Origin of the sequence: Mesorhizobium sp. M4A.F.Ca.ET.090.04.2.1 (assembly GCF_003999085.1) — a bacterium.
Classification (GTDB): Bacteria; Pseudomonadota; Alphaproteobacteria; order Rhizobiales; family Rhizobiaceae; genus Mesorhizobium.
Genome location: NZ_RZOT01000217.1, coordinates 1 through 9,155, shown reverse-complemented (window position 1 = coordinate 9,155; position 9,155 = coordinate 1). Strand labels below are relative to the sequence as shown.

General features: G+C 63.1%; 9 protein-coding genes and 1 pseudogene. 7 read left to right on the top strand and 3 right to left on the bottom strand.

The window, feature by feature from the left end; all coding sequences use genetic code 11:
- Positions 1-840, top strand: an 840-nt coding sequence (locus EN781_RS16705) for an FAD-binding oxidoreductase (protein WP_145965526.1), incomplete at its 5' end; no start/stop codon positions are given.
- Positions 841-890: 50 nt separating this feature from the next.
- Here the strand turns inward: EN781_RS16705 and EN781_RS16700 are convergent.
- The 3 genes from EN781_RS16700 to EN781_RS16690 form a co-directional block, all read right to left on the bottom strand.
- Positions 891-1,499, bottom strand: a complete 609-nt coding sequence (locus EN781_RS16700; RefSeq protein ID WP_126056205.1) for an isochorismatase family cysteine hydrolase — start codon at positions 1,497-1,499, stop codon at positions 891-893.
- A gap of 87 nt (positions 1,500-1,586) precedes the next feature.
- Positions 1,587-2,021: a DUF427 domain-containing protein gene (locus tag EN781_RS16695; RefSeq protein WP_245455573.1), complete on the bottom strand. Its 435-nt coding sequence runs from the start codon at positions 2,019-2,021 to the stop codon at positions 1,587-1,589.
- Between the two features lie 178 nt (positions 2,022-2,199).
- A complete protein-coding gene (locus tag EN781_RS16690) occupies positions 2,200-3,183 on the bottom strand; it encodes a YihY/virulence factor BrkB family protein (RefSeq protein ID WP_126056206.1) in 984 nt (327 codons plus the stop codon).
- 382 nt (positions 3,184-3,565) lie between these two features.
- Between EN781_RS16690 and EN781_RS16685 the strand changes: the two genes are divergently transcribed.
- The 6 genes and pseudogenes from EN781_RS16685 to EN781_RS35320 form a co-directional block, all read left to right on the top strand.
- A complete protein-coding gene (locus EN781_RS16685) occupies positions 3,566-4,531 on the top strand; it encodes a hypothetical protein (RefSeq protein ID WP_126056207.1) in 966 nt (321 codons plus the stop codon).
- Positions 4,532-4,599: 68 nt separating this feature from the next.
- On the top strand, positions 4,600-5,574 hold the full coding sequence (gene nadA, locus EN781_RS16680) for a quinolinate synthase NadA (protein ID WP_189347625.1): 975 nt from the start codon (positions 4,600-4,602) through the stop codon (positions 5,572-5,574).
- The gene (locus EN781_RS16675) at positions 5,571-7,106 is read left to right on the top strand and encodes an L-aspartate oxidase (protein ID WP_126056209.1); all 1,536 of its coding nucleotides are present in this window, start codon (positions 5,571-5,573) and stop codon (positions 7,104-7,106) included. The genes nadA and EN781_RS16675 overlap by 4 nt, the downstream gene beginning before the upstream one ends.
- Positions 7,106-7,960 carry a carboxylating nicotinate-nucleotide diphosphorylase gene (gene nadC, locus EN781_RS16670; RefSeq protein ID WP_126059215.1) on the top strand — a complete coding sequence of 285 codons (855 nt, stop codon included), beginning with the start codon at positions 7,106-7,108 and terminating at the stop codon, positions 7,958-7,960. Before EN781_RS16675 ends, nadC begins: the two co-directional genes overlap by 1 nt.
- Before the next feature lie 62 nt (positions 7,961-8,022).
- Entirely contained in the window at positions 8,023-9,024 is a 1,002-nt protein-coding gene (gene bioB / locus EN781_RS16665; protein ID WP_126056210.1) for a biotin synthase BioB, read from the top strand.
- Positions 9,021-9,155, top strand: a pseudogene (locus EN781_RS35320) (8-amino-7-oxononanoate synthase); the annotation flags it as partial. The gene bioB and the pseudogene EN781_RS35320, both read left to right, overlap by 4 nt.

Below are 9,155 nucleotides of genomic sequence, written 5' to 3'. Positions count from 1 at the left end.
GCCAACCCGCCTTCATTCTATCTGGCGGGCAACATGCTTGGTCCGGCGGAATTGCGCGCCGAAAGCAACGCACGCCGGCAGGCCGGGATTGCCGCGACTTATCTGACCCGCCAGACTCTGGCCGACAGTTTCGGAATCGATCGCGCAGCAGCCATCCTCAGCCACGACAACATTGCGCTCGATCCGCGCAAGCTCACAGCCGGACTGTTGCTGCGGGCTTTGGGGCGGAAGGCACGTCTTTATGCGCCAGTGCAAGCGACCGAGATCGAGCACGGTCGCGATCAGGTTGTTGTCAAAACCAGTCTCGGTCCGACGATCTCGGCACGACATCTGGTGCTGGCAACCGGCTATGAGTTGACCGACATCATTCCGGCGACCGCGCACAGCATCGTTTCAACCTGGGCGATCGCCACGAACCGCCAGCCCCAAGGCCTATGGCCTGCGACTACTCTGCTATGGGAGGCATCGGAGCCGTATCTTTACGTTCGGACAACGGCAGACGGCCGGGTCATTTGTGGTGGTGAGGACGAGGATTTCACCGATGAGGAGCATCGCGACGCAATGATCGCCGAAAAGGCCCAGCGCCTGGCGGCCAAGCTGGGCCATCTGTTGCCAAAGCTGGACACCAGACCGGAATTTGCATGGACCGGCTCCTTCGGCACCACGACCTCCGGCCTGCCCTATATAGGCGCCCTGCCCCGCTTCCCACGCATTCACGCCGTGATGGGCTATGGCGGCAACGGCATCACCTTCTCGCAGATCGCTTCTGAGATGGTTTCATCTGCGATTGGCGGCCTCCAGGACATCGATTCCGAGCTTTTTGCGTTCCGCGGCTGCTAGATCGACAGGCGAGAGCGCCGAAGGCCAGGACTACCTCCTGGGTGACTGAACTAGGTCCACTCCGACAGGATTGTCTCCATCTCCACTGTCTCGACCTGCTGCGCAAATCGTTGATGATAGACCGTTAGCAGCGCGTCGTGAGTGGCATCCGAAGTGCTGCACAGAGCGTCCGTCACCAGCACCACCCGGTAGCCGAAATCAATGGCGCCGAGAACGGTTGCCAGCACGCAGACGTCGGTCTCGCCGCCGGTGATCACCAGCGTGTCGATCCTATGCTGCGCGAGAAAGTTCCTGAGCCTGCCCTCGAACCAGGGCGAATAGATGTGCTTGTCGAGAACGGTTGCCGGCGGAGAGTGCCGCATCAGCGAAGGCAGAAGCTCAATCATTTCCGGGTCGAGCTCGGACATGGTCATCGACGCCCATCGGTCATAGTAGCGCTTCCACGTGCCCACCCCCTGCCCCGGCCTCTGTGCAGGCAGGAAGCGGGTAAAGATGGTTTGCGCCGCATGCCTTGCGACCAGCGTTTCGATGAGGGGCAGGACGCGGGCCATCCACGGCGTCGCCCAGGGCGATGGCTCCGCGAACAAGCGCTGCATGTCGACGCAGAGATGGACGCAACTGCTGCCCAATGGTCCGTAGGTCAATCCATGCGCTGACATTGAGGACCTCTTCGGTCCGACCTCTTTCCGACACGACGCCTGGTTAGGCCTTGCAGGCTTGCGTGCCGCTTCTTTGCGTCGCTGCAGCTATTCGGGGAGGTGCGGCGTATGCTGTTTGTCCTCGGCCGGATCGGCGTCGATGCGCGCCTTGTGCGGATCGAAAACGCCGTGCCGAGCGATAGCCAAGGCGGCTGTCTCAGGCGTCTCATAGGCCCACATGAAATTGTCGGCGGATGCACCGGCGGCATGAACGCGCCAATAGCTGGCCGTGCCCCATGGAGAATCCGAGGTGGTGTTCGTTTTCTCGAAGAGCTCGAAATAGATATCCTCGAACGGGATGTAGAAGACCGGATTTCGCCCATCTTCATAAAGCAGCTTTGCCCGCTCGCTGGACGCAACGATGGCGTCTGAAAACCTGACCGTCACTGTGCCGTCAAAGGGCACGATGGCAGGGGCGGTCGGAAAATGCATGGAACTCGCCGGTGAGGTTTGCATTCTCGTACTCCTTGACTGCGTGTTCATGGAAACGTTGCTCAGCCATGGCAGTTCCGGCCAAGCGCGCAATTGGCGCAAACCTTTTCGACCCCGACGGTAGACCGTCAGGGCTCGTCCTTGGAGTTCATGATTTGAATGGCGGGCGCGACCACCCGCCACGGCAGGTGGGCTTTTGCCCTGAACTGAGCCGGAGACGTCCAGCGCGTTAGCGTGAGCGCCAGGGTCGGACAAAAAGCGTCGTCAGCAAACTGCTGAGGACCATCCACGCAGCCACCTCGCGTCCGGATGCCCCAGGCCTGCCCCGCCTGGTGCTTGCGTGGGCCGCCATCACGGGCGCGAGGTCGGGTCGACTTCCGTGCCTGACAGAATAGGCGCGGGTTATCTCGGCGCCGAACAGGAAGATCTGGGCCGAATAGTAGACCCACAACAGCACGATTATCAGCGCGCCGGCCGCACCATAGGACGTCGCTATCGCACTCGTCCCGATGTACCAGCCGATCAGAGCCTTGCCGATCGTGAACAAAAGCGTGGTAACGAGCGAACCGACGGCGACGTCGCGCCATTGCAACGTCCTGTCAGGCAGGACCTTGTATATTGCCGCAAAGAGCAGTGCGATCAGCACGAAGGAAACCACTGTGTTGATGGCGCTGACTATCAGTTCGCCGAACGGAAGACCTGCATTGATGAGTTCGCCGAGGGCGGAGATTGCCGTGCTCGCAGCCAGCGATACCAGAAGCATGAAGCCGAGGGCGGCGACAAGCCCAAGGCTTGCGGCCCGCGCCCGCACCAATCGCGACAGCGACGTGCCGCCCGGCTTCACCTTCCAGATTTCGTTGAGCGAGAGCTGCATCTCGCCGAAGACGCCCGACGCGGTTACGAGCAACGTCACCATCCCCAATATGGCGGCCAGGGTACTCGATGATCCGCGCGAGGCGGTCTCGATCGTCGCCTGCAGGAGATCGGCGCTCTGCGCGCCCATGACGCCCGATATCTGCGCCGAAAGGGCCAGCCGGGCGGCGTCGTTGCCGAAGACCAGGCCAGCAATCGCCACCACGATCAGCAGGATCGGCGCAAGCGAGGTGGCGGCATAGAAGGCCATCGCCGCACCATGGCTCAGTGCGTTGTCGTTGACGAAGCCGCTGATGGCCTCTTTCAGCAGAACCCAGCCTTCACGAACCCACGCTCGCATCTTCGCTCTGCCGCCACATCTGGGACGCAAAATCGCGCACAGGACAAACCCGGGATGGGCACGATGGTTCCTTTGGGCATTGTTTCACCGAGCGCCCGACCTGCCCAGAAAGATGCTTCCGTGTTCGTGGAAGATGTGTTGCGCTAATCCTCTGTTTGTTCGCTTCGGCCAGCCGATTCGCACGCCCTAGCACCGCTGGCGCCGCAAGCCGCTCGATGATTTCAGGGTCGATCGCTTCAATCCCGCCCAGGTGCAATGAACTCGGCGGTCGAAAGCCTCGATTGGGATCTGCGTGGTGAACGTTGACGGGCAGCGTGCGGCAGTTCACCTTCGCGCGGATTGCCTGTCCAAGGCGCGTTGTTTTTCGGACCCTTCGCACCCTATGCAAAACAAGACTACGCAGGCGACAAGGCAGGCTACAAGCGCCAATCAGAGCCAGGCCGTCGGCGCGGATCTGATCGCTGTCGTCATTGCCGTAACCGCTGGCGAGCCACGTGTCCTGACCATTGAGCAAGCTCAAGCCTTGCCGTCCGGCCCTTTTGAGCTCGGCCATCGTTCCCTGCAGTCAGGCCTGAGGGCATGGGTGGAGCGGCAGACAAGCCATCCGCTGGGCTATATAGAACAGCTCTACACCTTTGCCGACCGCGACCGGACCGGCGACGAGCGTGTGCAGATCTCGATCAGCTATCTCGGCCTGACAAGAGAAGAGCAGGCCGAACGGTCGCCAACGCATGGCTGGCGAGGCTGGTATGACTATTTTCCCTGGGAGGATCACCGTGCGGGCGTGCCACCTATCGTGCCCGATGTGCTCATCCCTCGACTTTTGGCCTGGGCCGACGGCACGGATAATCTGAGCATACGCCGCGATCGCCGGCAGCGCGTGGCGTATGCCTTCGGCCTGGATGATCGCGGCTGGAACGAGGAGCTTGCTCTGCAGCGTTACGAACTGCTGTATGAGGCCGCCCTGGTGCCGGAGGCCACACGCGGCCGGGACAATGGCATTTCGCCGGCCATTCCCGGCCGGCCAATGACTGCCGACCATCGCCGCATTCTGGCGACCGGGATCGCCAGGCTTCGAACCAAGATCAAATACCGCCCCGTCGTGTTCGAGCTAATGCCGCCGGCTTTCACGCTCCTGCAGTTGCAGCGAACCGTTGAAGCGCTCGCAGGCCGGCTCGTGCACAAACAGAATTTCCGGCGCCTTATCGAACAGCAGGATCTGGTCGAGGAGACCGGGGAGACGATGTCGGACACAGGCGGGCGTCCGGCGAAGCGTTTCCGTTTCCGTCAGGCGATTCTGGCGGAACGAGCTGTCGCGGGGACAAAATTGCCACTTTCACGCGCTTGACATTCCTTATGCTCAAGTTAAGCATATGCCTCAGTTATACTCAGCTCGAGCATAATTGGAGACAGGGTATGTTCAACGCCTCCGCGCGCACGGCCGCGCTCTACGAACGCGTGCGCCGGGTCATCCCACCGATCGAATGGCCCGCCTTCGCCGGCGACATCGACGCCGTTCTCGACCTGAAGCGGCAGCGAAACGCTGTCATCCTGGCGCACAACTATCAGACGCCGGAGATCTTCCATTGCGTCGCCGATATCGTCGGCGACAGCCTGGCGCTTGCCCGCAAGGCGATATCGGCCGAAGCGGACGTGATTGTGCTGGCCGGCGTGCATTTCATGGCCGAGACGGCAAAGCTGCTTAACCCTGAGAAGACCGTGCTCATTCCAGACCTGCGCGCAGGCTGTTCACTGGCGGACTCTATTACCGCCGAGGATATCCGCCTGCTCAGGCAACGCTACCCCGGCCTGCCGGTCGTCACCTATGTCAACACGTCGGCTGAGGTGAAGGCCGAGTCCGACATCTGTTGCACGTCAGGCAATGCGAAAGCGGTCGTCGAGTCCCTTGGCGTTCCCCGGGTGATCATGCTGCCGGACGAGTATCTGGCCCATAACATCGCCGCCCAGACCGACGTGGAGATCATCGCCTGGAAAGGGCATTGCGAGGTGCATGAGCGCTTCACGCCAGCCGATATCCGCGAGTTGCGCGAAAACCATCCCGGCGTGACGGTGCTCGCGCATCCCGAATGCCCGCCCGATGTGGTGGCCGAGGCCGACTTTTCCGGCTCGACCGCCGCCATGTCCGATTATGTCGAAAGGCAAAAGCCGCCCCGCGTCGTGCTGATGACGGAATGCTCGATGAGCGACAATGTCGCGCTCCAGCATCCCGAGGTCGAATTCATCCGACCCTGCAATCTCTGCCCGCACATGAAGCGGATAACGCTGGCCAGCATCCGCATGGCGCTCGAGCAGAACCGCCATGTCGTCACCATTGAGCCGGAGATTGCCGGGCGCGCGCGGCTGGCCGTCGAGCGGATGCTGGCGGTATGAGCATGGACGTCCGCGACCTCGACGACCGGCCGGTCATCATCGGCGCCGGCATAGCCGGGCTGATGACCGCACTACACTTGGCACCCGAGCCGGTGCTTCTGCTCTCAAGATCGCCGCTTGGCGCGGATGCGTCCAGCGCGTGGGCGCAAGGCGGGCTTGCCGCCAGCATGGGCGATGATGATGACCCGATCCTCCATCTTACCGATACGCTCGCCGCCGGTGACGGCCTTTGCGATGCGGAAGCAGCAAGGCGCATCGTGTACGCTGCGCCCGCCGCGATCGAATATCTGGCACGGTTTGGGGTTCGTTTTGATCGGACGCCGGCAGGCGCCCTTCGTCTCGGACTGGAGGCCGCGCACAGCCGGCGGCGCATCGTTCATGCCGGTGGTGACGGCAGCGGACGAGAGGTCATGCGTGCCCTGGTCGCGGCGGTACGTTCGACGCCGACAATAGAGGTGATCGAGGGCTTCGAAGCGCGCCGGCTGGTGGCGGAGGACGGCAGAATCGCCGGTGTCCTGGCGAGCGGCGCGGCAGGTCCGGTGTTCCTCGCGACGGCACGGGTCGTCCTCGCCACGGGTGGGATCGGTGGCTTGTTCCACGACAGCACCAATCCTCTGGGCAGTTGCGGACAGGGTCTGGCGTTGGCGGCCCGTGCGGGGGCTGTGCTTGCCGATCTGGAATTCGTCCAGTTCCATCCGACCGCGCTTGACGAGCCGAAGCGCCCGATGTCGCTGATCAGCGAAGCCGTTCGCGGCGAAGGCGCAACCTTGGTCGATGAGACGGGCCGGCGGTTTCTCAGCGGCGTGCAAGGAACGGAACTTGCGCCGCGCGACGTGCTGGCGCGTGCCGTCGGGAACCATCTGGCCAGCGGACACCGCGTCTTTCTCGACGTGCGGGAAAGGCCCGGCCCGACATTCGCGCGGCAGTTCCCGACGATCGCATTGGCTTGCAAAGAGGCCGGCATCGATCCGGCGCGTGACCTCATTCCCATCCGACCGGCGCAGCACTACCACATGGGTGGTGTGGCCGTGGATCTGGCCGGCCGCACATCGGTTCAAGGACTTTGGGCTTGCGGCGAAGTCGCCTCGACCGGATTGCATGGCGCCAACAGGCTCGCCAGCAATTCCTTGACCGAGGCGGTGGTCTGCGCACGCTGGGTGGCAGAAAGCCTGCGGGGGATCCCTGCCCGGCGTGCACAGCAAACGTTTGCAAGTGACTCTCCGTCGCCCGATCCGGCAGCAGTGCGCCCTGTCTTGTCGCGCGCGCTCGGTGTTGTACGGAATCGCGAAGGCCTGGAAGCAGCGGCGCGTGCCTTGTTGCCGCTCGCCGAGTGCGCGGATGCTACCTCAGGTCCGGCCGTGGTCGGGCTGATGATCACGATTGCCGCGTTGCAACGTCGGGAAAGTCGCGGCGCCCACCAGCGGACGGATTTTCCCCTTCATGCGGCCGTCGCCCGCCGCTCAGAAATCACCCTGGAGGCCGCCCTGAGGACAGCGCGGGAACTCGAACCTCGGCTGGAATGCCTGACATGATGGACCTCTCGCCACTTCCCACAATCATGTTTGAGCCTCTGGTACGGGCAGCTCTGCTCGAGGACCTTGGCAGGGCCGGCGATTTGACCACGGACGCCATCGTGGCGAATGAACGCCACGTGACGACCGTGCTGGCGGCGCGCCAGCAAGGCGTCGTCGCCGGCCTTGATCTGGCGATGCTTGCCTTCAAGCTGATCGATCCGAATGTCGAGATGACGGTGGAACGCGCGGACGGCAGCGAGGTCGCGCAGGGAGAGGTCATCGCCTCGGTGAGCGGCCCGGCCCGCGCCATTCTCACGGCGGAACGCACGGCGCTCAATTTCCTGGGCCATCTCAGCGGCATAGCCACGGCGACGACATCAATCGTCAATGCGGTCCGGGGGCACAAGGCGAAAATCGTCTGCACCCGCAAGACGACTCCTGGCTTGCGAGCGGTCGAAAAATACGCTGTGCGCGCCGGCGGCGGCGCCAATCACCGCTTCGGCCTCGACGACGCCATCCTGATCAAGGACAACCACATCGCCATCGCCGGCGGAATTCGCCCGGCAATGGAGCGGGCGCGAATGAGCGTCGGCCATCTCGTCAAGGTCGAAGTCGAGGTCGATACGCTGGTCCAGTTGGAAGAGGCCTTGGCGCACGCGCCCGACGCAGTCCTGCTGGACAACATGTCAGTCGATGACTTGCGCAATGCGGTGGCCATGGTGGGTGGCCGGGCGGTCACCGAGGCGTCTGGCAGGATCACCGCCGCGATTGCGCCAGCCGTTGCCGCAACCGGTATCGACCTGATTTCCATCGGCTGGTTGACTCACAGCGCCCCGATCCTCGATATCGGCCTCGATTATCGTGAGCTTTGATCGTCGGACCTGGCCATCTAAAGTCTAGCCGGTCTCGCCACAACGCAAGGAACAGGATCGAAATGCACGCAGCGATTTCGGAAAAGACCGCGCCTGAAGTTCAATCCCTCGGCGACCGCCGGGTATGGAGCCTGGAAGAAGCCCAGGCTCTCCACGATGCACCTTTCAACGACCTCTTGTTTCAGGCGCAGACCGTTCACCGCCAGAACTTCGATCCCAACAAGGTCCAGCTCAGCCGACTTCTCAGCATCAAGACGGGCGGCTGTCCGGAGGATTGCGGCTATTGCAGCCAGTCGGCGCACCATGAAAGCGGGCTGAAGGCGTCGAAGCTGATGGAGGTCAGGCGCGTCATCGCTGAAGCGACCAAGGCGCGCGACGCCGGCGCCACCCGCTATTGCATGGGCGCCGCCTGGCGAAATCCCAAGGGGCGCGACATGGATGCGGTCGTGGCGATGGTCGAAGGCGTCAAGGCGCTGGGCATGGAGACCTGCATGACGCTCGGCATGCTCGACCTCGGCCAGGCGCAGCGGCTGAAGGAGGCCGGCCTCGACTACTACAACCACAACATCGACACCTCCGAGCGCTACTACTCAGAGATCATCTCGACCCGGACATTTGCAGACCGCCTGGATACGCTGGCCAATGTCCGCGACAGCGGCATCAAGGTCTGCTGCGGCGGCATTGTCGGCATGGGCGAAGAGCCGGTGGACCGGATCGACATGCTGGTGACATTGGCCAACCTGCCGGAACATCCGGAAAGCGTTCCGATCAACATGCTCATCCCGATCGCCGGCACCCCGCTTGCCGATGCCAGGCCGATCGAGCCGATCGAGTTCGTGCGCGTGATCGCGCTGGCGCGCATCATGATGCCGAAATCGCATGTCCGACTTTCCGCCGGGCGCACCGCCATGACCGACGAGATGCAGGCGCTGTGCTTCTTTGCCGGCGCCAACTCGATCTTCGTCGGCGACACGCTGCTGACGGCGGACAATCCCGGCGAGGACAAAGATACGCTGCTGTTCCGCCGTCTCGGCATCGAGCCGATGGACCTCGAGGCGCAATGAACGAAGCGCCGCTTGCCCGCTATGACGCGACCTTGCGCGGACTGGCGCGCAAGGACCGTCTGCGGACGCTTTCGCCGCGCGCTGGGCTCGATTTCTCGTCGAACGACTATCTCGGGCTCGCCGCCTCCAAA

What these genes read in the sequence shown, in the direction of transcription:
- EN781_RS16700 (WP_126056205.1), bottom strand. Translation starts at nt 1,499, where the DNA reads ATGTCAGCGCATGGATTGACCTACGGACCATTGGGCAGCAGTTGCGTC.
- EN781_RS16695 (WP_245455573.1), bottom strand. Translation starts at nt 2,021, where the DNA reads ATGAACACGCAGTCAAGGAGTACGAGAATGCAAACCTCACCGGCGAGT.
- EN781_RS16690 (WP_126056206.1), bottom strand. Translation starts at nt 3,183, where the DNA reads ATGCGAGCGTGGGTTCGTGAAGGCTGGGTTCTGCTGAAAGAGGCCATC.
- EN781_RS16685 (WP_126056207.1), top strand. Translation starts at nt 3,566, where the DNA reads ATGCAAAACAAGACTACGCAGGCGACAAGGCAGGCTACAAGCGCCAAT.
- nadA (WP_189347625.1), top strand. Translation starts at nt 4,600, where the DNA reads ATGTTCAACGCCTCCGCGCGCACGGCCGCGCTCTACGAACGCGTGCGC.
- EN781_RS16675 (WP_126056209.1), top strand. Translation starts at nt 5,571, where the DNA reads ATGAGCATGGACGTCCGCGACCTCGACGACCGGCCGGTCATCATCGGC.
- nadC (WP_126059215.1), top strand. Translation starts at nt 7,106, where the DNA reads ATGGACCTCTCGCCACTTCCCACAATCATGTTTGAGCCTCTGGTACGG.
- bioB (WP_126056210.1), top strand. Translation starts at nt 8,023, where the DNA reads ATGCACGCAGCGATTTCGGAAAAGACCGCGCCTGAAGTTCAATCCCTC.